This window comes from Cronobacter sp. 153480017-3 (assembly GCF_053627815.1).
The window spans coordinates 519,011-542,044 of the sequence record NZ_JBSEYN010000001.1; the positions used below are offsets into that span (position 1 = coordinate 519,011).

Sequence of the window (23,034 nt, forward strand, 5' to 3'; positions counted from 1 at the left end):
ATTACTCGGTTACTACGGTCTGAACCTGAGCCGGGCCGGGATTATACCAGCCCCACGGGCCATAGCCATATCCCCAGCCGGGGCGCGGTCCCCACATCCACGGATCGATAGGCTGTGGCGGCATCACCACCTGCTGCGTCACGCGCCAGCGCTTGAAGCCGTTCACCTGCATTACCATGAATTTGTACGGGCTCGCACCGATTTTCCCTTCTGCCGTGCCGGTGATAGGGCCAACCACCGTCACGAGCTGATTGCGGAAGTCCACCGGGTCGAGAAAGCCGCCAACGTCGGCAAAGATGCGTCCGCGCGACGGCTGGCCGAGCAGCGGCCGCGCCGCGCTGTCGAGCGGCAGCGTGGCTATCTCAAGGCGGGTTTTGCCCTTCTCGTTATCGACATTGACCACTCGCCCGCCGAAGCGCGCCTCCTGGCCGATGTAGAGCTCCGGCGCGTTCATTACGCGCACTAGATCCTGCTGCGGCGTCGGGCTGGTGCCTTTAATCGCGTCGGGAATGCTGACGCACCCGCTAAGCAGCAAAACGCTCAGCGCCAGAAGCCCACTGCGCACCATTGATTGTTGACCCACCATAAGCGACTCCTTAAACCCGCCCGCGGTTTGCGTCGGGATGTTATTCCCGGCCTGGCAGTTTTTTCCACGCCACTTCGTTGCGCAGATAGACCGGTTCTGCATGTTCGACCGCAACAACGCGCTGTTGTTCGAACAACCGGCACGCTAACGGCAACATATCTTCCGCCGCCGGCAGCGTCATCTGCCCGTCGGTGAGCGTAAGCCCGCTGCCGTTCGCCATATCCGGCCACGCCTGCCAGCCGGTGCCGACCGTCGCCCACTCGCCGTCAAGCGCCTTCAGGCGCTCCGTGACGGCGTCGGGCTTGAGTACCGCTTCAGTCTCTTCGCCGTGCCAGACGCCCTGCTCATCGCGCTGGTACTCGGCCCAGTAGACTTCGCCCATGCGGGCGTCGATCGCCGCCAGCACGCGGGTCGCGCCGCTGACGCGCCATGCGCCCTGCGCCATCGTCATTAGCGTCGACACGCCGACCATCGGCAGTTCTGCGCCAAGCGCCAGCCCCTGCGCGATGCCGATGCCGATTCGCACGCCGGTAAAGCTTCCCGGCCCGCGGCCAAAGGCCAGCGCGTCCATCGCCGACAGCGCAACGCCGCTTTCGGTGAGGATCTCACTGACCATCGGCAGAATACGCTGGGTGTGCTCGCGCGGGCAGAGTTCAAAAAGGGCGGACGTTTTACCGTTGTCCCACAAGGCGACGGAACAGGCCTCAGTGGCGGTATCAATAGCCAGAATTCGCATGGATCTATAACACTCTTACGCGTCGTGGTGGTTCAAAAAGGGGCGCATCTTATCACAGTCTGGCGCAAATTACTGCCGCGCCGCGTCGGTGAGAAAGCGCGCCGCCTCGCCGATATCGCGGGTGCGCGGCGTCGGCGGCAGGCTTTTCAGAAAGACCGCGCCGTAGGGACGCATTACCAGGCGGTTGTCGCAAATCACCAGCACGCCGCGGTCGTCGACGTCGCGGATAAGCCGCCCGACGCCCTGCTTGAGCGTGATGACCGCCTCCGGCAGCTGGACTTCATCAAACGGATCGCCGCCGCGCAGGCGACAATCTTCCATCCGCGCTTTCAGCAGCGGATCGTCCGGCGAGGTGAACGGCAGTTTGTCGATAATCACCAGCGACAGCGCGTCGCCGCGAACGTCCACCCCTTCCCAGAAGCTGCTTGTCGCTACCAGCAGCGCGTTACCCGCGCTGATAAACTGCTCCAGCAGCTGGCTTTTACTGGTTTCACCCTGCAAAAGCACCGGCAGCGTCATTGTGGCGCGGAATTGCTCGGCCAGCTCACGCATCATGGCGTGTGATGTGCAAAGCATAAAACAGCGGCCCTGGTTAGCCTCAATCAGCGGTTGTAACATCCGCGCCAGCGCTTTCCCGGCCTGCGGCTGGTTAGTCTGCGGCAGACCTCGCGGCACGCAGAGCAGCGCCTGGCGGGCATAGTCGAACGGACTGGGCAGCAGCAGAGTTTTTGCCTCGTGAATGCCGAGCCGCTCCGTGAAGTGATGAAGATCGTCATTTACCGAGAGCGTGGCGGAGGTGAAAATCCAGCTGCCGCCCTTTTCGGCGATCACGTCCTGGAATTTATCCGCGACGGTCAGCGGCGTGAGCGCCAGCGTAAAGTGGCGCGAGTTGCACTCATACCAGTAGCTGTAGCCTGGCTGGTTAATCTCTTTTAAGCGTTTGAGACGCGCGCGATAGAGCGTGGCGCGCTCAAAAGCGGCGTCCAGCAGCGCCGAGCGGCCAAGCGACAGCTTCGCCACGTCGTAGCAGAGCTCCAGCGCGTCATCGAGCAGCAGCAACGCGCGGCTGATGGAGGCGTCCGCCAACAGTTCGCGCAGGTTGCCGCGAAAGCCAGGGTCGCCCAACTGCAGCCTGAAATCCTGGGTGCTTTGCGCCAGCCGGTCGGCGCACTTTTGTAGCTGCTGGGTATCTTTCACCTCGGTGCGATAGGCGATGATAATGTCTCTTGCGAGGTCAAGCAGCTGGCGGCTGGAGAGCGACTGGCCGAAATACTGGCTGGCGATATCGGGAAGCTGATGGGCTTCGTCGAAAACAATCACCTCTGCCTCCGGGATAAGCTCCGCAAAGCCGCTCTCTTTGACCACCATATCGGCGAGAAACAGGTGATGGTTCACCACCACCACATCGGCTTCCATCGCCTTTTTGCGCGCTTTCACCACAAAGCAGTCTTTGTAGAGCGGGCAGTCGGTGCCAAGGCAGTTATCGTTGGTGCTGGTGACAAGCGGCCAGACGGGGGCGTCTTCCGCCACGCGCCCGCAGGTGCTGATATCGCCATCGACGGTTTCGTTGGCCCAGCCGCGCAGCTGGATAACGTCGCTTAAGGTTTGAACCGGCAGATCGCCGCCCGCCAGCGCCTGTTGCTCCAGGCGCTCCAGGCATAAATAGTTCGAGCGCCCTTTTAAGAGCGCCAGACGGCCTTTGAATTCCAGCGCTTTGGCGACGGTCGGCAGATCGCGGCTGTAGAGCTGATCCTGCAGCGCTTTCGAACCGGTGGAAATAATCACTTTCTTACCGGCACGCAGCGCGGGCGCCAGATAAGCATAAGTTTTCCCGGTCCCGGTACCCGCCTCGACCACCAGCGGCGTCGCGGCCTCAATGGCGGCGCTGACCGCCTGCGCCATCTGACGCTGCGGCTCGCGCGGTTTAAAGCCGGGAATCGCGTTGGCCAGTTGGCCATCTGCTGCAAAATCGTCTGTCACACTGCCCCCTGGTTAAATTGCCAGTGATTATGTCAGGGCGGCCACGCTTACGCCAGCCGAACAGATGACGGCGCTCGCGCTTTATGGCAGGCTTGCACCCTGCTAAACAGAACAGGAAAAGGAAAAAGCGATGACAATCGTGCGTATCGATCCCGCAGATCGTTGGTCTGACGCGGTGATTCACAACCAGACGATTTACTACACCGGCGTGCCGGAAAATCTCGACGGCGACGCTTACGAACAAACCGCCAATACACTGGCGCAAATCGACACGCTGTTAACCGCGCAGGGCAGCGATAAATCCCGTATTCTCGACGCCACCATCTTTCTGGCCGACGGCGACGACTTCGCGCTGATGAATAAAGCCTGGGATGAGTGGGTGGTGGCAGGCTCCGCACCGGTACGCTGCACCGTGCAGGCCCGCCTGATGAACCCGCGCTATAAAGTAGAAATCAAAATTATCGCCGCAGTTTGAGCCCCGCCGTCACCGTTCGCCGGTGGCGTTTTCTTCGGGTTTTCTTCCCATTCTGAGTAAATGCCGCCGTTGCAGCCGCAGCAGATCTTTCACCGTGAGTATCTGGTATGACAACCCATGTGTTTTCGCGACCTGGGCGATGATAGCGCTCAGCGCCGGAAAGTGGCGGTGGCTCCAGTCAGGAAAGAGATGATGCGTCAGGTGGAGATTTAAACCGCCGAGCCAGTATCCCATCAGGCGTGGCCGCATGTGCCAGTCAAACGTTGTCGCAAACGCATGGTGATAGACGCTCTGCGGCATCACGTTATCGGCCGGCGCAGGATAGAAATGGCCCTTCGCCCAGTGCGTTCCGATAAGCAGCGACACAAACAGCGCCGAAACCAGCATCTGGCTGATGAGGTAAACGGCAAGGACAGCTGGAAACGTGATGGCTTCGTCCAAAAGCAGCATCGGAAGCCCCAGCGCCAGCCAAAAGTGTGCGGCTTTCAGCAGTAAAAACAGGAGTGCGCCACCTGCGCCCGGGTGAGGTAAATGGCGCGTAAAAGGCGTTTCGCCCAACCGGTCGCGCCAGTCCATCCACCACGCATACCAGGGAAAGGTCAGCGCGGCCACCAGCGGCCAGTAAAGATGCTGTGCGCGCATAAAAGGCTTGCGGCGCTGGAACGGCGTCTGGCACAGGACGCCGTTTTCATCGATATCGGGGTCGTACCCCTGAATATTGGTATAGGGGTGATGAAACTGCACATGCCGTACTTGCCAGTTGTCAGCATCAAGCCCCAGAGGAACGCTCACCAGCCGGCCAAGCCAGGCGTTCGCCGCACCGGAACGGCAGTATGCATTGTGACTGGCATCATGCAACACATTGACCACCAGCATCATGGCGAAAAAGATAAAACCGAAATACCAGAGCGCAAAACCGGTGAGATGCGATGACGTCAGGCTCAGCAGGTAACAGGCCGCGCAGCAGAGCGCGAGAAAAACGAGTTTCGCCCACATGCCCTTATCGGCGAAGCGATGCTCCTGCTGCGTCGTCAGATAGTGCTGACAGGCCGTGCGGAACGCTTTATGCAGCGCGGGATCGTGGCGTTCCACTCGCAGCGGTGGCAAATTACGCGTCATGCGGGTTGCCCATCTGAACCAAAAATACCCGCTGCGCGGCACGGAGTTCGCGATAGCTGATGCAGCGATACGGCAACCCATGTTCCTGTGCCAGCCGCGCCACTATCCGCGCGAGCGCCGGATAGTGGCGATGGTGCCAGCCTGGGAACAGATGGTGCGTCAGGTGATAATTCAGCCCGCCGGTAAATGTCTCCAGCCAGCGCCGTGGCGTGTGCCAGTCGCAGGCGGTGGTGAAGTTGTGGTGATACCAGCCATGCGCCATTCGCTTCTCCCCGTCCTGAGGAGCCTGATAAAACGTGGCTCCGGCCCAGTGGGTGCCGAGAAGCAAAAAGACCACCAGCAGCGACGTACACATCTGGGTCAGCAGATAAATGCCCGCCACCATCCAGACGTTATGCCCCGCGATGATCGGTACACCCAGCATCAGCGTGATATGCGCTATTTTACTAAAGATAAAAGCGCTCCATCCTTTCACGCCAGGCAGCAGCCGGTCCGCATGCAGCGGCGTGCGGCCCAGCCTGTCGGCCCAGTCAAACACAAGGCCTATCCAGCTCAGGGATAACGCTGCCACCAGCGGCCAGTAGAGATGCTGAAAGTGCATCCACCTGCGCCAGCGCTGAAACGGCGTCTGGCGGAAAATCCCGTTCTCTTCGGTATCCAGATCGTAGTGTTCGATATTCGCGTAGCGATGATGATAACTGACGTGTCGCGTGCGCCAGTAAACAGGCTCAATACCGGTTGAAAGCGTCACCGCGCGGCTGATGAGCGCGTTCCAGAAACGGCGGCGAGTAAATGTCAGATGTGAGGCGTCATGATTAACATCAATATTCAGCCACATCATCAAAACGGCGAATGACGCATAGCAGGCGATGAACCACACCGCGTCAGAGGCCTGCAGAGCCAGCGCATAGCATGCAATGCTTGCCAGCAGGATCAGAAGCGCTTTGATGCGCGCCGGACGGTCAGCAAAACGGTGGTCGTTACGATCGTGAAGATAAGCATATGCCTCTTGCTGGAGCGCGCGATGAAACGCCCCTTCGGCTGCCGGGCTGAAGCGTAACGGGATAAGCGCTTTAGTCATGGCGTAGCGCCCTCTTTTGCATCACAGGCATGGTCAGAACTATCAGACCGTGCAGCGCCAGTGCAGGCAGGCTTAGCTGCCAGATAAGCCCCTGCCAGCCAAAAAGATGCAGACAACACAGCGGCATCAAGCCGGTCACGACGGCCCAGCCGATGCGGCTTGCACGATGCCCGTCATTCATCAGTCCCATCATCACTGACGCGGCCACCAGCAGCAAAAACAGCGTCATTTGTTCCCGGCCGATATCGTCATAACCATAGCCATAACGCTGGATATAACCGATAACCGGAATAAACAGCAGCAGCGTACCGCTAACGATAATGTATGGCGCAGGACAGACGCTGCCTTTCGTGTGCGGCGCAGGGCGAAAGCCAAGCAGGCGGGCAAAAGGCGCGTTACTTTCCCGCAGCGGATTGGCAGAGGCGCGATAGCCTTTTACACCATACTGATGTTCATCCCGCGCCGGTGGCGTATGACAAAACGATCCGAAAAGTTTATCCCAGAGGATCAACGTACCGCCGTAGTTGGTGTCAGCAAAACGGCGCTCGCACAGGTGGTGAACCCGATGATGCGACGGCGTGACCAGCAACCGCTCCAGAAAGCCGAGTCGCCCGGTGAACGCGTTGTGGTTAAAAAACTGGATACTGTAGTGAATCACAGAGACCGCAAGAAACACTGACAGCGGCACACCCGCCACGGCCAGCAGCATAAAAAAGGGGATTGAGGTCAGCGATGAGTACCAGGAATTGCGCACGCCGAGCGAGAGATTATAGTGTTCACCGTGATGGTGTACGCTGTGAACGGCCCAGAGTAAGGGCCATTCATGATGCAACCGGTGCAGCCAGTAAAACCCAAAATCCCAGGCGATAAAGGCAAAGCCCCACACCACAACCGCAGGTGCTCCCTGAAAAAGCTCAAGGTTTACGTTGCGGGAGATGATGCTGTAGCACAGCACTTCCAGCCCCCGGAACAGCCACAGCATCATCTGCCCGGAGTTGACATTAAACACTATGTCACGCCAGTTCACCGGCGCACGTGCGCGCCATTTCAAAAGAAGCGCCTCACCAAAGACCAGCCCCAGCATCACTACGATGGGTAACGTTAATTCATTCATGATTCAATTCCTTTTGTATCATCCAGTAAGACAACATTTTTCGCGCCAGCATGCCTGCCAGCAGCGTAAGCGCGACGCCGCCGACCAAATCGACAAACAGATGGCGTCGCAGCTGCAAAATCGACACGCTAATCGCCGCGCCCCAGAGCACCGCGGCAAGGGTATAGCCCCACTGCCCGCGTTTGCTGATGCCCCAGACCATCAGCAGGGTCAGCGCCATATGCAGTGACGGGAAACAGTTCTGCGGCGAATCCACCGCCAGCAGAATACGCAGCGCGTCAGCGCTGATGCCCTCGCCGGTGACGGCGGGATAAGCCATCGTCGTCGGCCACGCCAGATAGACTGCCCCAGCAAACAGCGCCGCCAGTTGCGTGGCGCGCATCAGCCATTTCACTTCTGCCCTCGGGGTCAGCCAGTAGCCCGCAGGAACGAGCAGGAAAAACGACATATAGAGCCAGATGGCCGAGGGCGTAAAATCCAGCAGCGTGTCGAACCACAACGGCGGTAGTTTGTGCCCGGCGCGCTGAAGCAGATCGGTCGTGGAATAGACTATGCCAACGCTTCCCCACCCCAGCAGCAGAGATTTCAGGCGATAAGCCGTTTCGTTCATGCGCGCTCCCTTACACGCACGATACGCCGCCGCTTGGCCCCGGCGGCCGCTTGCGGGATCTGCGCTAAAAGCGTCCAGCGAAGAACATCGCACGCCACGCCCTGTTGTTCAAAAAGCGCCATTAGCGCTTCCTGCGCCTGCGCGCGCTGTGCGTCGTCGGCCTCGACGATAAGCGTCAGGCGCTCCGCGCCGTGCTGAATTAGCCGGTAATCCGCCGTGAAGGGCAGAACGCGCGCCAGCGCGCGGTTGCAGAGATCGCCAAAGATGACCCGCTCGCCGCCCTGCCCGTCCGGCAACAGGAGTTGATCGTCCTGCCGCCCTTCGATATGCGCCAGCGCCAGCGACGGATCGCCACAGGCGCATGGCGTATCGCGCACCGCCAGCACATCGTCCAGCCGGTAACGCACGATGGGCTGCGTGGTACGGGTAAAATCGGTGATGACCGGAACAAAACGACGCGCATCCAGCCACTCCTTTTCAACATGGATAAATGCTTCGTTCAGGTGCAGCACGCCATGCGAACAGGTGGCGGCGAGAAAGCCTTCGGTCGCCTGATACACTTCGCCGACGTCAGGAAAAATACTTTTCAGCAGCGCGCTGTCCTGCGCGTCGAGCACTTCTGCCACGGAAATGACTTTCTTTGGCGCAATCTTCAGAGCGCCTGCCTGGACTGCCAGCGCGAGCGCGCGCAGTACCTGCGCAGGTGCAACGATAATCGATGGCGATTCGGCTTCAAGCCGTGTAAGCAGGGCGTCGAAGGGCTCAAAGAGATCGTAAAAACCGAGGCTCAGCCAGCGGCTGTTGACGCTCTGGTAGAGGTTATTGTCGGCGCGCAAAAAGAGTGCCACCCGCTCGCCTGCAAAGAGGCCGTCTGGCAGCATTTTTGCGAGCATGGCGCCTGCCCACAGCGCCTGTTCCTGCGGGCTGACCGTGAAAATCCCGCGCCGCCCGGATGTGCCGCTCGACAGCCCCACGCTGTAGCGCCCAACCGTCGGCGTAAAATTGCGGTCGTTTTCACTTTTGAGCGCGCACGCCATCACGTCTGCCGCTTTCAGGCCGCCGGTGTTCATCTCATCGAAATGCGCCATCATCAGCGCTTTGTCCATTAGCGGCCATTCGCCAAACGGCAGCGTACGGTAGCGCCTGAACCACGGGCTTTTCGACAGCACGCGCGCGGCAAACCGCCCAAGCTGTTTTTGCTGGTAGCGCTCAAGCGCCGCGCGATTTTGAAAACGCAGACGCTTCACACGGAAATAGTGCCAGAGCATGGCGAGCTTATTCACAAATCGCCCTCGTGCGCGAGACGGATCTCCGCGCCGCCATCGCGCCAGAGCCGATGCAGTAAATCGAGCGTGCGCGTGGCGGCCGCCGGATCGGCAATCACCAGATTCGCGAGCCGCGACGGGCCGCGCTGTTCACGGTAGCTGACCGGCGACCAGGCGGCGTCGGCGGCGAGCAGCACCCAACCGTTATCCGTCAGCACAAACGCGCCGATATGCCCGGCGGCGTGGCCCGGCAGCGGCACCAGCAACACCTCGCCGTTGCTGCCTGGCAGCAGGAAGCCGGTATCAAACGGCGCGAGTGCGGCGGGCAGCGCCACGCGCTCAAAGCTCTCGATAAATCTGACCGCGCTTTCAAACTTTTCCGGGATGAGCCCTGGCACGAACGCCTGACGCAGCGCGGCAAACCCACGCAGCGTGCGGGTCTGCGCCCAGCCTTCGCCAGAGCAGATAAAGCGGTTATCCGCGAAGTCACGCAGCCCGGCGATATGGTCGGCGTGAAAGTGCGAGAGGATCAGCGCGTTGATGTCACCGGGGCCATAACCATTCGCCGCAAGCTGGCGCACCAGCGACTGTTCCGGGGAAAAGTAAACCGGCGTTACGCGGCGATAAATTTGATAGATCCCGCGGCGGGTGTAGTCGTCAAACCACGAGGCGTAGCCGGTATCCCACAGCCAGCGTTTGCCGGCTGCTTCGATAAGGCTCGCGCGGGCCGGAAATTTACAGGTTTTCCATGCCGCGCCCTTCAGCGCGATGCAGCCTAAATGGGTGCAGTAGCCGATTTCAAACGTCGTAATCGTGGCCATTCAGCCTCTCCTTTCACGCAGCCAGGCGCCGGTAAGCCGCACGCCTTGCGCAAGCGACACCGGCGGGCGATAGCCGAGCCGGGTTATTGCCTTCTGCTGGCTTAACGTCATATCGAAACTGACGGTGCCCGCGCTGTAGCGCGTCAGGCGCGGTTCCGTGCCGGTGAGATGCCCGTGGATTTCCATACCCTGCGCCACGAGCGAGAGCAGCGGCCAGGGCACCGACGCCACCCGATACCGGATCTGCAGCTCATCGCCGAGCAGGCTGCCCAGCATCTCCACCAGCCGCTGCGGTTCATGATTGGTAATATTGAATGTTTCACCGGAGATGAGCCCCGGCGTGTCGGTGGCAAGACGCATCGCATGCACCACATTGCCAACCCAGGTTAAATCGAGCAGCGCCTCGCCGCCGCGCGGCAGACGCAGCACGCCGCGGTCGGCCTCAAGCTGGCGCAGCAGGCGCGGGATTATCACGCGATCGTGCGCGCCGAACAGCCCGCGCGGGCGCAGAATAATAAACGTGACGTGCGTAAATTGCCTTGCCGCCGCCTGAATGACCTGCTCCGCCGCATATTTACTGCTGGCGTAATGGCAGGCGAAACGGGCAGCCCGGTAGTGCTCATCCACATTGTGGTGATGGCGGAAATCGAAATAGATAGCGGGCGTGGAGATATGAATGAAACGCGTGACGCCTGCATGCGCGGCAGCGTGGGCAAGCCGTTCGGTGGCGGCGACATTCACCGCGTGAAACGCCTGCGCGCTGCCCCACGGCGACGATTTGGCCGCGCAGTGCCAGACCACATCACAGCCCTGTATCAATGCATCGCAGCGGGCGTCATCGGCCTGCGCAAGCTCCAGCGGTACGAATTGCGCGCCGAGCTCGGTAAGCTCAGCGCCCGCGTTTTCGTCACGCCCGGTCGCGCGCACGTCACAGCCCTGCGCGAGCAACGCCTCAACCGCGTTGCGCCCAAGCCCGCTGGTGGCGCCCGTCACCAGGTACTTCATGGCAGCAGCACCATACCGGCGAGCGTTAATCCCGCAGCCGTGCCGACCAGCATTATCGGCTCGCCCGTTTTTACGCGCCCGGTGGTAAACGCCTCGTGGAGCGCGGTGGGAATCGACGCCGCCACCTGGTTGCCGTGCTGGCGGTAAATATCCACCAGCCCCTGCGGCTTCACTTTCAGGCGTTTGCGCATATGCTCGAGCGACAAATGGCTCGCCTGGTGCGGCACCACGGTGGCGATGTCATCAAGCGTTAGTCCGGCGGCGTCAAGCAGCCGCTGCCAGAAGCCATCGATCAGCAGCGAGGCCTGGCGGAACAGCGCTTTGCCCTGCATATGGAACAGAAAGTCGCTCTCCTCCATCCCGGCGCGGGGGTTTTTACGCGTGCCGCCGGCGCGGATCTCGCACAGCTCACTGCCCTGCGGGTAAGTTTCCGCTTTCATCGCCAGAATGCCAGAGCGACCATCACCCGCCTCGACAATGGCGCAGGCGGCCCCGTCGCCGAAAATAAGCGACGACTCTTCATGCTGCCAGTCGATCCCGCGCGAGGCGATATCCGCCGACACAATCGCGATACGGCGATAAGCGCCGTTCGTTAACAGCGCCGACGCCACCTGCATGGCACTGATAAAACTCACGCAACTGCTGTTGATGTCAAACCCCGCCATGCCTGCCGGTAAGCCTGCGGCTTTCATCACGTGTACCGCTGAACAGGGCAGCGCCTGAACGGCAATGGCCGAGGCGGAGATCAGCAGATCGATGGAGTCGGGGTTAATCGCGTGACGCTGGCAGGCGTCATGCAGCGCGGCGGCGGCGAGCGCAGCCTGGCTGTCATCATTTGCGGCATGGTAGCGGTGCAGAATGCCTGAGCGGCGCTCCACATACCCCTCGCGCTTGCCGAGGCGGCTATCAAGTTCGGCGGACGTAATAAGGTGTTCCGGCAGCGCCTTGCCGGTCGCGATGAGTTTCAGCCGTGAAGCAGGTGGGGTGTGAGGTGTAAAGGCCATAAAGCTCTGTCCCTAAGCTTAACGTCCCTGCCGGACAGGGACGCAAAGTATGATGATATCTGACGTTATTATGCGTGCTGCGCACGATAACACGTCAGCAGGGACAAAAAAATTGTCGCTACCTTTTCCTGGTGTGGTGCGTTTATTCCTCTTCGTCGTCTTCAAAACGCGCGACGATGCGATCGCCCTGATGGGTGGCGCGGATCTCCTGCGCCACCTGTGCGATGGCTTCGCCGCTGCTCATGCCCTGCGACATCAGCTCCTGAATACGTTCAACCGCTTGCTGCTGCTGTTCATGGGTGAGAGAAGGTAAACCTGCAAACATCGCTGACTCCTGTTACATTGATGCGTTCAATTATTCCACGCCGTGCGTGCGGGCGCCAGACGCCCTGCGCCGTTGTTAATTGTCGTCCTGATGAATACGAACCTGACTCCTGAACTGATCTCCCTGCCCTGGCGCGCCGATGCGCTGCAACAGACCTTTTCTGCGCTACAACATCAGCCGTGGGCGATGCTGCTGCACTCGGGTTTTGCCGAGCACGCCCACAACCGCTTCGACATTCTGGTGGCCGACCCGCGCGTCACGCTGACCACGCGGGGGGCGCTCACTATGACGCAAGACGCAGAGGGTTGCCAGCAGAGCGACGACGATCCGCTGCGTCTGCTGCATGCGGCGCTGGCGCGTTTTGCATTTTCACCCGCACCAGATGAGGATTTTCCCTTCCAGGGCGGCGCGCTCGGGCTGTTTGGCTACGATCTCGGGCGGCGCTTCGAGCGGCTGCCCTCACAGGCCAGCGCCGATCTCAACACGCCGGATATGGCGGTCGGCATCTATGACTGGGCGCTGATAGCCGATCACCATCGCGAGCGCCTGACGCTGCTCTGCTACGGTGATGCGAACGCGCGTCTCGTCTGGCTTGACGCACAGCAGCCCACAGAAACCGAGCCGTTTCGCTTAACCACGCCGTGGCGCTCAAACATGACGCGCGAAGAATATGGCGAGAAATTCCGCCAGGTGCAGGCGTATTTGCGAAGCGGCGACTGCTATCAGGTCAATCTGGCGCAACGGTTTCGCGCGCACTATGAAGGCAGCGAATGGCAGGCATTTTTAACGCTGAATGCCGCTAACCGCGCGCCGTTCAGCGCTTTTCTGCGCCTGCCGGAACAGGCGATTTTAAGCCTGTCGCCGGAGCGGTTTATCCGTCTGCACGACAGCGCCATCGAGACGCGCCCCATTAAAGGCACGCTGCCGCGTTTGTCCGATCCTGAGGAAGATGCGCGCCAGGCTTTACGGCTCGCGCAATCACCCAAAGATCGCGCCGAAAACCTGATGATTGTCGATCTGCTGCGTAACGACATTGGCCGCGTGGCGACACCCGGCAGCGTCAAAGTGCCGGAGCTGTTTGTCGTTGAGCCGTTTCCGGCGGTGCATCATCTCGTCAGCACCATTACCGCGACGCTGCCGCCATCGCTTCACGCCACCGATCTGCTGCGCGCGAGTTTCCCTGGCGGCTCTATCACCGGTGCGCCCAAAGTGCGGGCGATGGAAATTATCGAAGAGCTGGAGCCGCAGCGGCGCAACGCCTGGTGCGGGAGCATTGGTTATCTCAGCTTCTGCGGCGCGATGGACACCAGCATTACCATCCGCACGCTGACGGCGGAAAACGGCGCGCTTTACTGCTCAGCGGGCGGCGGCATCGTGGCTGACAGCGAAGAAGCGGCGGAATATCAGGAAACTTTTGATAAAGTTAACCGTATCCTGCACGCATTAGAGAGGTGACGATGGAGAATAGCCCGCTGACGCTCGACCGGTTTTTATCGCGTTTCCAGCTCCTGCGCCCGCAGATGAGCAGATCCAGCCTGAATCAGCGCCAGGCCGCCGTGCTGGTGCCGGTGGTGCGCCGCCCGGAGCCGGGCCTGCTGTTAACGAAGCGCGCCGCCACCCTTCGCAAACACGCGGGCCAGGTAGCCTTCCCCGGCGGTGCGGTGGATGACACCGACGCCTCGCTAATCGCGGCGGCGCTGCGCGAAGCGCAGGAAGAAGTGGCTATCCCGCCCGAGGCGGTGGAAGTTATCGGCGTACTGCCGCCGGTCGACAGCGTGACCGGTTTTCAGGTGACGCCCGTGGTGGGCATTATCCCGCCAGATCTGCCGTATCACGCCAGTGAAGATGAAGTGGCGGCGGTCTTTGAGATGCCGCTTGCCGAAGCGCTACGACTCGGACGCTATCACCCGCTCGACATCCACCGGCGCGGCAATCATCACCGCGTCTGGCTCTCCTGGTATCAGCACTATTTTGTCTGGGGCATGACCGCAGGCATTATTCGTGAGCTGGCGCTACAAATCGGCGAGAAACCCTGACTATTATTGTGGGTGAAAAGTGCGATCCGCAGCACTTTATTAGGCGGCCTCGCCTTATTCATTAGTTTAATTCATGTGAATAGTTAACTGCGCAGCACAATAACCTTTTACACTATGCGCTGTTTTCACACCGTCATTTGCAGGGCAAATGACTCTGTCAGGAGTTACCACGTGATTAGTATATTCGACATGTTTAAGGTGGGCATTGGCCCCTCCTCTTCCCATACCGTAGGTCCGATGAAGGCCGGGAAGCAGTTCGTCGATGACCTGGTCGAAAAAGGATTATTGCAGGACGTGACCCGCGTCGCGGTGGACGTCTACGGATCGCTCTCATTGACCGGCAAAGGCCACCATACCGATATCGCCATTATTATGGGTCTGGCAGGTAATGAGCCCGCCACGGTGGATATCGACGCCATACCTGCATTTATCCGTGATGTTGAAACCCGCGGTCGCCTGCTGCTCGCGCAGGGCGCTCACGAAGTGGATTTCCCGAAAGATAACGGGATGCGTTTTCAGAGCGATAACCTGCCGCTGCATGAAAACGGCATGACCATCCACGCTTACAGCGGCGAGAAAGAGATCTACAGCAAAACTTATTACTCCATCGGCGGCGGCTTTATCGTCGATGAAGAGCATTTCGGCAAAACCGCCAGCAACGAAGTGAGCGTGCCGTATCCGTTCCACTCTGCTAAAGATCTGCTGGCGCATTGCAAAGAAACCGGCCTGTCGCTCTCCGGCCTGGTGATGAAAAACGAACTGGCGCTGCACAGCAAAAAAGAGATTGAAGACTATTTTGCAGACGTCTGGCAGACCATGCGCGCCTGTATCGATCGTGGTATGAATACCGAAGGCGTGCTCCCTGGCCCGCTGCGCGTGCCGCGTCGCGCCTCTGCGCTGCGCCGTATGCTGGTTTCCAGCGATAAACTCTCCAACGATCCGATGATCGTGGTCGACTGGGTGAATATGTTTGCGCTCGCCGTCAACGAAGAGAACGCGGCGGGCGGCCGTGTTGTCACCGCGCCGACTAACGGCGCATGCGGCATCGTACCGGCAGTTCTGGCCTACTATGATCACTTTATTGAATCGGTCAGTCCGGATATCTACATCCGCTACTTCCTTGCCGCGGGCGCTATCGGCGCGCTGTATAAAATGAACGCCTCAATCTCTGGTGCCGAAGTGGGTTGCCAGGGCGAAGTGGGCGTCGCTTGCTCCATGGCGGCGGCAGGGCTTGCAGAGCTGCTGGGCGCGAGCCCGGAACAGGTCTGCGTGGCAGCCGAAATCGGTATGGAGCATAACCTTGGCCTGACCTGCGATCCGGTCGCGGGTCAGGTACAGGTGCCGTGCATCGAGCGTAACGCGATTGCCTCCGTGAAGGCGATTAACGCCGCGCGTATGGCGATGCGCCGGACCAGCGAGCCGCGCGTCTCGCTCGATAAAGTCATCGAGACGATGTATGAAACCGGCAAAGATATGAACGCCAAATACCGTGAAACGTCACGTGGCGGCCTGGCCATCAAGGTTCAGTGCGATTAATGCCCAAAAGCGCCGCATCCGCGGCGCTTTTTTTATCCCCGCTCGCCTTTTATTCCTCCCGTCGCGTCAACGCCCACTACACTCTTAACATTCCGTCTTAATAACTCAGATGAGTCTGAGAGATAGAGCCTATGCAAAAAGCGCAGCGTATTATCCGGGCTTACCGCCGTCGGCGGCTGATTCTCTGTATTGCCCTCGCCCTGCTGGCGTTAATCGTCACGCTGGGAATACGCTATCTGTCCGATCGTAAACAGTACCAGCACGAAACCACGCGCTACGCCGCCCATGCGGTGGAAACCCTGGAAGAGTTGCTGGTGCCGCTGGATGCCGCACGCACCGCGCTGTTGCCGCTCATCGGCATGCCGTGTCAGCAGGTGCATCGCCAGTTGCGCGAAATGGCCGCCAGCCTCCAGACGGTGCGGACCATTGCGCTGGTGAGCGACGGCACGCTCTATTGCTCCAGCATTTTTGGCGAACGCAACGTGCCGGTGCATCAGTTGCAACCCCATTTACCTGCGGCAAAACCCCTGATGCGGCTCTCTCGTGACAGCTCGTTGATTAAGGGAAGTCCAATACTTTTGCTTTGGACGCCCTCCATCGACAACGGCCAGTCTGGCGTCTTGCAGTCGGTTAATATTGAATTTATCGCCAGCCTTCTGCTGGCACCGGATCCGCCCGTCATTGAGCATGTGCTATTTGATGTCGCAGGCGCGCATCTGGAGTACGGGCGCGGTCTGACGGCAATGCCGCCTGCCCTCGACGGGCTGACGCAATACCAGCAAACGTCCAGTCAGTACCCGTTCTCAGTGACACTGCTTGGCCCTTCGGCAAACGCACTGGCGCTGAAAAATATCCCCGTGCAGTTACCGCTCGCGGTGCTACTGAGCCTGCTGATCGGCTATATCGCCTGGCTTGCGACCGCCAGACGTATGAGCTTCTCCTGGGAAATTAATCTCGGCATCGCCAACAATGAGTTTGAGGTTTACTGCCAGCCGCTGGTAAGCGGCAAAACCGGCGAGTGTACGGGCGTGGAACTGCTGCTGCGCTGGAACAATCCACGCCTTGGGCCCATTGCACCGGACGTGTTTATTCCGCTTGCCGAACAGCTCAGGATGATTAACGCGCTGACGCGCTATGTGCTGATAAAAACTATCGCGCAGCGCCACTATTTTCCGGCATCTGCGGATTTTCATATCGGGGTGAATATTGCCGCCAGCCACTTTCATGACGGCGTCATTATTGACGATCTGAAGCGCTACTGGTATCCGCATATCCCAGTACAGACGCTCTTTCTGGAGCTCACGGAGCGCGATGCGCTGCCGGAGGTGGATTACCGCGTGGCGCATGATTTGCGCAAACTCGGCGTCAGGCTGGCGATTGATGATTTTGGCACGGGCCAGAGCTCGCTCTCTTATCTCGAAACACTCAGCCCGGACGTGCTGAAAATGGACAAACGCTTCACCGCCGCTATCGGTACCGACGCGGTTAATTCGACCGTAACGGACATTATTATCGCGATGGCGAGAAGGCTGAAAATTGAACTGGTGGCGGAAGGCGTGGAAACCGAAGAACAGGCCGCGTATTTATACCGCCTCGGCGTACCGGTGTTGCAGGGATATTTGTTCGCACATCCGATGCCGCTCAGCGCGTTACCGCAGTGGCTGGAACAACGGCGCACCCATCCGGGTACGCCGTTCTGGCGCCGTCAACATCCGGCGCCGATGGTCTGACCGTTACTCTTCTTCGTCGTGCGCTGGCGTGTCTTTCACCACGCGCACGAGATCGACACGGTAGGCGTTCGCCTCAACAATCGTGATACGCAGCGGCGGCACCGCCAGCTCGTCGCCCACGCGCGGGATCTGCCCGTTAATGGCGATGACCAGCCCGGCGACCGTCGCGATGTCCTCTTCGTCATTGACGAGCGACGGAAGGTCCAGCGTCTGTTGCAGCGCGTGGAGATCGGTCGAGCCTTTCACCAGCCAGCCGTCGCCGTCGTGAACGATTTCCGGCGTTTCGTCGGCGTCCGGGAATTCTCCGGCAATCGCCTCCAGCACGTCCAGCGGCGTGACCAGCCCCTGCACCACGCCAAACTCGTTATTGACGATAACAAAGCTGCCGCGAGCACGGCGCAGCACGCCGAGCAGGTTGATAGGATCCAGCGTTTCTGGCACCACAATCACCGGCGTCGCCGAGGCGATAGCCGCGACGTCAACGCCCTCTTCCAGCGCCATCAGCAGTTCCTTCGCGCGCACCACGCCGATGATTTCATCAAGCTCACCGCGACACACCGGAAACAGGCTGTGCGGCGACGACAATAACTGCTCGCGAATTTCATCCACGCTGCGGTTGGCATCCACCCAGCTTATCTCGCCACGCGGCGTCATGATGCTGCGAAGCGAGCGGGACGCCAGCGTCAGCACGCCGTTAATCATGTACCGCTCTTCTTCGGCAAACGCCTCGTCATGCACCGGCACCACGGTGTGATGCTCGGTTTCGCTGACCGGGGCCGGGCGACGACGGTTGCCCATCAGACGCAGAATCGCCTCCGCCGTGCGCGCACGCAGCGGCAGATTCGACTGGTGCTTCAGGAAGTTGCGGCGCGCCACCTGGTTGAAGAACTCAATGATGATAGAGAAGCCAATCGCCGCGTAGAGGTAGCCTTTCGGAATATGGAAACCGAAGCCTTCCGCCACCAGACTCAGGCCGATCATCAGCAGGAAGCTCAGACAGAGCACCACAACCGTCGGATGCGCGTTAACGAAGTTGGTCAGCGGCTTCGAGGCGAGGAGCATCACGCCCATGGCAATCACCACCGCGGCCATCATCACTGGCAGATGGTTCACCATGCCTACCGCCGTGATCACGGCATCCAGCGAGAAGACGGCATCCAGCACCACAATCTGCGCCACCACGACCCAGAAGCTGGCGTAGCCTTTGCCATGACTGTCATTGTGCTGGCGGTTTTCCAGCCGCTCATGGAGTTCTGTCGTGGCCTTGAACAGCAGGAACAGACCACCAAACAGCATGATCAGATCGCGGCCGGAGAAACTTAACTCCCACACGCTGAAAAGCGGACGGGTGAGCGTCACCATCCACGAGATCAACGACAACAGCCCCAGACGCATTACCAGCGCCAGGGATAAACCAATCAGACGCGCTTTATCGCGCTGCTTCGGCGGCAGTTTGTCCGCGAGGATGGCGATAAACACCAGGTTGTCGATGCCAAGAACAATCTCCAGCACCACAAGCGTTGCTAAGCCCACCCAAATCGAGGGGTCCATTAAGAATTCCATAACAGGCTCCTGCGCAAGGAATGACTAAACGGCACCCCAACGATGTCGGGCGCTTTGACATGATTTATCAGAGAGTTAAGGCGAAAGCCTTGTGAGATGACGGCTGATGAAAGCCTGGTAAAGAAAAGACGTCGGTGACGGTCCATACGGTGGGCTGCTGCCCGCTACTCCTGTTAGTTAATCGGAAATCTACATTAACAAAGCGTATCAGGCTTTGGCAAAGATTTACCAGAATTTGCAATCGATGTGACATAAAAAACGCGCATATTTTGCGCATACACCGAATGCCTTGTTTTGAAGGCAAAATTACTGACGCTCATCACATACATTATTTTTTCGCCTCCTAAAATAAATCGTGCTTAGGTTCTGAAAGCTTACAAATCCTTATCTGAATCGATTCGATAAGCGAATCACTGTTAGCGGTGCCTGTAAGGGCATTGACAATAACCACGGAGGTAGCAAGTGACCATTGCTATTGTCATAGGCACGCATGGCTGGGCGGCCGAACAACTGCTCAAAACAGCGGAAATGCTGTTGGGTGAGCAGGAGAATGTCGGTTGGATCGATTTCGTTCCCGGCGAAAATGCGGAAACCTTGATCGAAAAATATAACGCACAGCTCGAAAAACTGGACACCAGCAAAGGCGTTGTCTTTCTGGTTGATACCTGGGGCGGCAGTCCGTTCAACGCGGCGAGCCGCATTGTCGTGGATAAGCCCCACTATGAAGTCGTCGCCGGGGTGAACATCCCGATGCTTGTCGAAACCTTAATGGCGCGCGATGACGATCCTGCTTTCGATGAGCTGGTCGCGATTGCCGTTGAAACGGGCCGCGAAGGCGTAAAAGCCCTGAAAGCCAAACCCGCCGAAAAAGCGGCTCCCGCCGCACCTGCCCCGAAAGCGGCGGCGCCTGTTAAACCCATGGGCCCGAACGACTATATGGTCATCGGCCTTGCCCGTATCGACGACCGTCTGATCCACGGCCAGGTCGCCACCCGCTGGACCAAAGAGACCAACGTTTCGCGCATTATCGTGGTGAGCGATGAAGTCGCCGCCGACAACGTGCGCAAAACGCTGCTCACTCAGGTGGCTCCGCCTGGCGTCACCGCGCATGTGGTGGATGTCGCCAAAATGATCCGCGTTTACAACAACCCGAAATATGCGGGCGAACGTGTGATGCTGCTGTTTACCAACCCAACCGATGTTGAGCGCATCGTGGAAGGCGGCGTCAAAATCACCTCTGTCAATATTGGTGGGATGGCCTATCGCCAGGGCAAAACCCAGGTGAACAACGCGGTGTCTGTCGATGAGAAAGATATTGAGGCCTTTAAGAAACTTAACGCGCGCGGTATTGAGCTGGAAGTGCGTAAAGTCTCAAACGATCCCCGTTTAAAAATGATGGATTTAATCAGCAAAGCCACGAAATAACGGCATTGCAGCTTAACGATTACTCAGTTTTTACACGTAAGTTTGATATCACAGGAGAAGTACAATGGAGATTACCACTCTTCAGATTGTGCTGGTGTTCATCGTCGCCTGTATCGCGGGTATGGAATCGGTGCTCGATGAATTTCAGTTCCACCGCCCGCTGGTAGCCTGTACCCTGGTCGGGGCCGTACTGGGGGATATGAAAACCGGTATTATCATCGGCGGTACGCTGGAAATGATAGCGCTCGGCTGGATGAACATCGGTGCCGCCGTGGCGCCTGACGCCGCGCTGGCGTCGATTATCTCAACCATTCTGGTTATCGCCGGGCACCAGAGCATTGGCGCCGGTATTGCGCTGGCTATCCCGCTGGCTGCGGCAGGCCAGGTACTGACCATTATCGTGCGTACTATTACCGTCGGCTTCCAGCACGCGGCGGATAAGGCGGCGCAAAACGGCAACCTCACCGCGCTATCCTGGATCCACGTCTCGTCGTTGTTCTTACAGGCAATGCGTATCGCTATTCCGGCCGTCATCGTGGCGATTTCCGTCGGCACCAGCGAAGTGCAGAGTATGCTTAGCGCTATCCCGGAAGTCGTGACCGGCGGCCTTAACATCGCGGGCGGCATGATTGTGGTGGTCGGTTACGCGATGGTCATCAACATGATGCGCGCGGGCTACCTGATGCCGTTCTTCTACCTCGGTTTCGTTACCGCCGCGTTCACCAACTTCAACCTCGTGGCGCTGGGCGTTATCGGGGCTGTTATGGCGGTGCTCTATATCCAGCTGAGCCCGAAATATAACCGCTCCGCAGCGGCACCCGCGCAAACTGCTGGCGCGAACGATCTTGATAACGAACTGGATTAACAGGTGAGCGACATGGTTGATATGACGAAAACAACTGGTGAGAAAAAACTGACCCCGGGCGATGTTCGCGGCGTGTTTATCCGCTCTAACCTCTTCCAGGGATCGTGGAACTTTGAACGTATGCAGGCGCTTGGCTTCTGCTTCTCAATGGTGCCGGCGATCCGTCGCCTTTATCCGGAGAATAACGAAGCGCGTCGCCAGGCGATTAAACGCCATCTGGAGTTTTTTAACACGCATCCCTATGTGGCAGCGCCAGTGCTCGGCGTGACGCTGGCGATGGAAGAGCAACGCGCGAACGGCGCGGAGATCGACGACGGCGCGATTAACGGTATCAAAGTGGGCCTGATGGGGCCGCTCGCGGGCGTCGGCGACCCGATTTTCTGGGGCACGGTGCGTCCGGTGTTCGCGGCGCTTGGCGCGGGCATCGCCATGAGCGGCAGCCTGCTCGGCCCGCTGCTGTTCTTTGTGCTGTTTAACCTGGTGCGTCTTGCCACACGTTACTACGGCGTGGCGTATGGCTACCGCAAAGGCGTCGATATCGTGAAAGATATGGGCGGCGGCTTCCTGCAAAAACTGACCGAGGGGGCGTCCATTCTCGGCCTGTTTGTGATGGGGGCGCTGGTTAACAAATGGACGCACGTAAACATTCCGTTAGTGGTGTCGCGCATTACCGACCAGAACGGCACGGAAAAAGTCACGACGGTGCAGACGATCCTTGATCAGCTGATGCCGGGCCTGGTGCCGCTGCTGCTGACCTTCGCCTGCATGTGGTTGCTGCGTAAAAAAGTGAACCCGTTGTGGATTATCGTGGGGTTCTTTGTGATTGGTATCGCCGGTTACGCGGTCGGTCTGCTCGGCCAGTAACGGTTAATATCATGCGCCGGGGGCCAGCGGCTCCCGGCTTTTTTATTTAAGGGAGACGGCATGACGTTGAATGATGGAGTTCTGATCATTTTTATTATCGCGCTGCTGGGATGGGCCATTTATGACCAGTGGGGCACTGAACGTCGACACGGGAAAACGCTGCTGCGTGTGCCCTTGCTCAAACGCGGACGTGCTGACAGCCTGATTTTCACCGGTCTGGTCGCCATCCTTATCTGGCAGAATGTGGCATCGCACGGTGCCCTGCTCACGACCTGGCTGTTGGGCGCGCTGGGATTACTCGCCATTTATCTTTTCTGGATCAGAGAGCCGCAAATACGCTTCAAGCGTGAAGGCTTTTTCTTTGCTGGCGGCTGGGTGAAATATAACCACATTAAAGCGATGAATTTATCGGAAGACGGCGTGCTGGTGATGCAATTAGATAAACGTCGCTTGCTTATCCGGGTAAAGAATATCGACGATCTGGAGAGAATCTATCATTTTATTGTTAATAATCAATAAATTAAAAATATAGCACAGGCTATTTTTGCGAATAAAAAACAACCATGCTTATAGCCCGTGCTATATTTTTGCCCGGTTCCTTTCCTTAATTCTTAACAAGATCTTCACGTCCTGCCATTAAGCGAAAACCATTCTCATTTATAACCAAAAGGTTATTCTCCAGTTATTGTCTTTGCCGTCTGGAATATGGTAAGGTTGCGCCCGTCATTGGGGAGTAGCCAATTTCCTTAAGGAAATGTACGCATCAACATACTCGTTGCAAAACGTGGTGCGTACGGACTGAAGCCCTTTCAGTCAGGCGAGACCATAGGCACGCGGCCGCTTTTTACTGGGGGCGGACGGCGTGTATATGGTGATCCCGGTCAGGACTGTGCA

General features: G+C 58.7%; 22 protein-coding genes and 1 riboswitch. Of the genes, 9 read left to right on the forward strand and 13 right to left on the reverse strand.

Going from position 1 to position 23,034, the window contains the following annotated elements:
• Position 1: 1 nt before the first annotated feature.
• The 3 genes from ACUW6V_RS02525 to ACUW6V_RS02535 form a co-directional block, all read right to left on the reverse strand.
• Complete coding sequence (locus ACUW6V_RS02525; RefSeq protein ID WP_069681966.1) at positions 2 to 586, reverse strand: Slp family lipoprotein; 585 nt, start codon at positions 584 to 586, stop codon at positions 2 to 4.
• Positions 587 to 626: 40 nt separating this feature from the next.
• A complete protein-coding gene (gene tsaB, locus ACUW6V_RS02530; RefSeq protein ID WP_171964498.1) occupies positions 627 to 1,322 on the reverse strand; it encodes a tRNA (adenosine(37)-N6)-threonylcarbamoyltransferase complex dimerization subunit type 1 TsaB in 696 nt (231 codons plus the stop codon).
• Between the two features lie 69 nt (positions 1,323 to 1,391).
• On the reverse strand, positions 1,392 to 3,302 hold the full coding sequence (locus ACUW6V_RS02535) for an ATP-dependent DNA helicase (protein ID WP_454037956.1): 1,911 nt from the start codon (positions 3,300 to 3,302) through the stop codon (positions 1,392 to 1,394).
• Positions 3,303 to 3,432: 130 nt separating this feature from the next.
• On the opposite strand from ACUW6V_RS02535, the gene ACUW6V_RS02540 reads away from it, so the two are divergent.
• The gene (locus ACUW6V_RS02540; RefSeq protein WP_004384975.1) at positions 3,433 to 3,777 is read left to right on the forward strand and encodes a RidA family protein; all 345 of its coding nucleotides are present in this window, start codon (positions 3,433 to 3,435) and stop codon (positions 3,775 to 3,777) included.
• Between the two features lie 9 nt (positions 3,778 to 3,786).
• On the opposite strand, the gene ACUW6V_RS02545 is transcribed toward ACUW6V_RS02540, so the two are convergent.
• The 9 genes from ACUW6V_RS02545 to ACUW6V_RS02585 form a co-directional block, all read right to left on the reverse strand.
• Complete coding sequence (locus ACUW6V_RS02545) at positions 3,787 to 4,896, reverse strand: acyl-CoA desaturase (RefSeq protein ID WP_454037957.1); 1,110 nt, start codon at positions 4,894 to 4,896, stop codon at positions 3,787 to 3,789.
• The gene (locus ACUW6V_RS02550; RefSeq protein ID WP_454037958.1) at positions 4,886 to 5,977 is read right to left on the reverse strand and encodes a fatty acid desaturase family protein; all 1,092 of its coding nucleotides are present in this window, start codon (positions 5,975 to 5,977) and stop codon (positions 4,886 to 4,888) included. Before ACUW6V_RS02550 ends, ACUW6V_RS02545 begins: the two co-directional genes overlap by 11 nt.
• Complete coding sequence (locus tag ACUW6V_RS02555; protein WP_454037959.1) at positions 5,970 to 7,091, reverse strand: sterol desaturase family protein; 1,122 nt, start codon at positions 7,089 to 7,091, stop codon at positions 5,970 to 5,972. The genes ACUW6V_RS02550 and ACUW6V_RS02555 overlap by 8 nt, the downstream gene beginning before the upstream one ends.
• The gene (locus ACUW6V_RS02560) at positions 7,084 to 7,701 is read right to left on the reverse strand and encodes a phosphatase PAP2 family protein (RefSeq protein WP_105561594.1); all 618 of its coding nucleotides are present in this window, start codon (positions 7,699 to 7,701) and stop codon (positions 7,084 to 7,086) included. Before ACUW6V_RS02560 ends, ACUW6V_RS02555 begins: the two co-directional genes overlap by 8 nt.
• A complete protein-coding gene (locus ACUW6V_RS02565) occupies positions 7,698 to 8,984 on the reverse strand; it encodes a F390 synthetase-related protein (protein ID WP_454037960.1) in 1,287 nt (428 codons plus the stop codon). Before ACUW6V_RS02565 ends, ACUW6V_RS02560 begins: the two co-directional genes overlap by 4 nt.
• Entirely contained in the window at positions 8,981 to 9,787 is an 807-nt protein-coding gene (locus ACUW6V_RS02570; RefSeq protein WP_454037961.1) for an MBL fold metallo-hydrolase, read from the reverse strand. The genes ACUW6V_RS02565 and ACUW6V_RS02570 overlap by 4 nt, the downstream gene beginning before the upstream one ends.
• Complete coding sequence (locus ACUW6V_RS02575; RefSeq protein WP_454037962.1) at positions 9,788 to 10,792, reverse strand: NAD-dependent epimerase/dehydratase family protein; 1,005 nt, start codon at positions 10,790 to 10,792, stop codon at positions 9,788 to 9,790.
• A complete protein-coding gene (locus ACUW6V_RS02580; protein WP_105561598.1) occupies positions 10,789 to 11,796 on the reverse strand; it encodes a 3-oxoacyl-[acyl-carrier-protein] synthase III C-terminal domain-containing protein in 1,008 nt (335 codons plus the stop codon). Before ACUW6V_RS02580 ends, ACUW6V_RS02575 begins: the two co-directional genes overlap by 4 nt.
• Before the next feature lie 142 nt (positions 11,797 to 11,938).
• On the reverse strand, positions 11,939 to 12,121 hold the full coding sequence (locus ACUW6V_RS02585) for a YoaH family protein (RefSeq protein WP_012124497.1): 183 nt from the start codon (positions 12,119 to 12,121) through the stop codon (positions 11,939 to 11,941).
• A gap of 90 nt (positions 12,122 to 12,211) precedes the next feature.
• On the opposite strand from ACUW6V_RS02585, the gene pabB reads away from it, so the two are divergent.
• The 4 genes from pabB to ACUW6V_RS02605 all read left to right on the forward strand — a co-directional run bounded on the left by pabB (position 12,212) and on the right by ACUW6V_RS02605 (position 17,423).
• Complete coding sequence (gene pabB / locus ACUW6V_RS02590; RefSeq protein WP_454037963.1) at positions 12,212 to 13,576, forward strand: aminodeoxychorismate synthase component 1; 1,365 nt, start codon at positions 12,212 to 12,214, stop codon at positions 13,574 to 13,576.
• A 2-nt stretch (positions 13,577 to 13,578) separates the two neighbouring features.
• Positions 13,579 to 14,157, forward strand: coding sequence for a CoA pyrophosphatase (locus ACUW6V_RS02595; protein WP_007888039.1), 579 nt, complete (start codon positions 13,579 to 13,581; stop codon positions 14,155 to 14,157).
• 171 nt (positions 14,158 to 14,328) lie between these two features.
• Positions 14,329 to 15,693, forward strand: coding sequence for an L-serine ammonia-lyase (gene sdaA, locus ACUW6V_RS02600; protein ID WP_004387270.1), 1,365 nt, complete (start codon positions 14,329 to 14,331; stop codon positions 15,691 to 15,693).
• 131 nt (positions 15,694 to 15,824) lie between these two features.
• Positions 15,825 to 17,423 (forward strand): EAL domain-containing protein, encoded by a 1,599-nt coding sequence (locus ACUW6V_RS02605; protein ID WP_454037964.1) that lies wholly within the window; start codon positions 15,825 to 15,827, stop codon positions 17,421 to 17,423.
• Positions 17,424 to 17,426: 3 nt separating this feature from the next.
• Here the strand turns inward: ACUW6V_RS02605 and yoaE are convergent, their stop codons facing one another.
• Complete coding sequence (gene yoaE, locus ACUW6V_RS02610) at positions 17,427 to 18,986, reverse strand: CNNM family cation transport protein YoaE (protein WP_454037965.1); 1,560 nt, start codon at positions 18,984 to 18,986, stop codon at positions 17,427 to 17,429.
• A 462-nt stretch (positions 18,987 to 19,448) separates the two neighbouring features.
• Between yoaE and manX the strand changes: the two genes are divergently transcribed.
• The 4 genes from manX to ACUW6V_RS02630 all read left to right on the forward strand — a co-directional run bounded on the left by manX (position 19,449) and on the right by ACUW6V_RS02630 (position 22,659).
• Positions 19,449 to 20,411, forward strand: coding sequence for a PTS mannose transporter subunit IIAB (manX, locus tag ACUW6V_RS02615; RefSeq protein WP_097649406.1), 963 nt, complete (start codon positions 19,449 to 19,451; stop codon positions 20,409 to 20,411).
• Between the two features lie 64 nt (positions 20,412 to 20,475).
• Positions 20,476 to 21,276: a PTS mannose/fructose/sorbose transporter subunit IIC gene (locus ACUW6V_RS02620; protein WP_004386694.1), complete on the forward strand. Its 801-nt coding sequence runs from the start codon at positions 20,476 to 20,478 to the stop codon at positions 21,274 to 21,276.
• 12 nt (positions 21,277 to 21,288) lie between these two features.
• Positions 21,289 to 22,140 carry a PTS mannose transporter subunit IID gene (locus ACUW6V_RS02625; protein ID WP_032989343.1) on the forward strand — a complete coding sequence of 284 codons (852 nt, stop codon included), beginning with the start codon at positions 21,289 to 21,291 and terminating at the stop codon, positions 22,138 to 22,140.
• Positions 22,141 to 22,200: 60 nt separating this feature from the next.
• Positions 22,201 to 22,659: a DUF986 family protein gene (locus tag ACUW6V_RS02630; RefSeq protein WP_454037966.1), complete on the forward strand. Its 459-nt coding sequence runs from the start codon at positions 22,201 to 22,203 to the stop codon at positions 22,657 to 22,659.
• A 197-nt stretch (positions 22,660 to 22,856) separates the two neighbouring features.
• Positions 22,857 to 23,029: riboswitch (yybP-ykoY riboswitch) on the forward strand.
• Positions 23,030 to 23,034 lie beyond the last annotated feature (5 nt).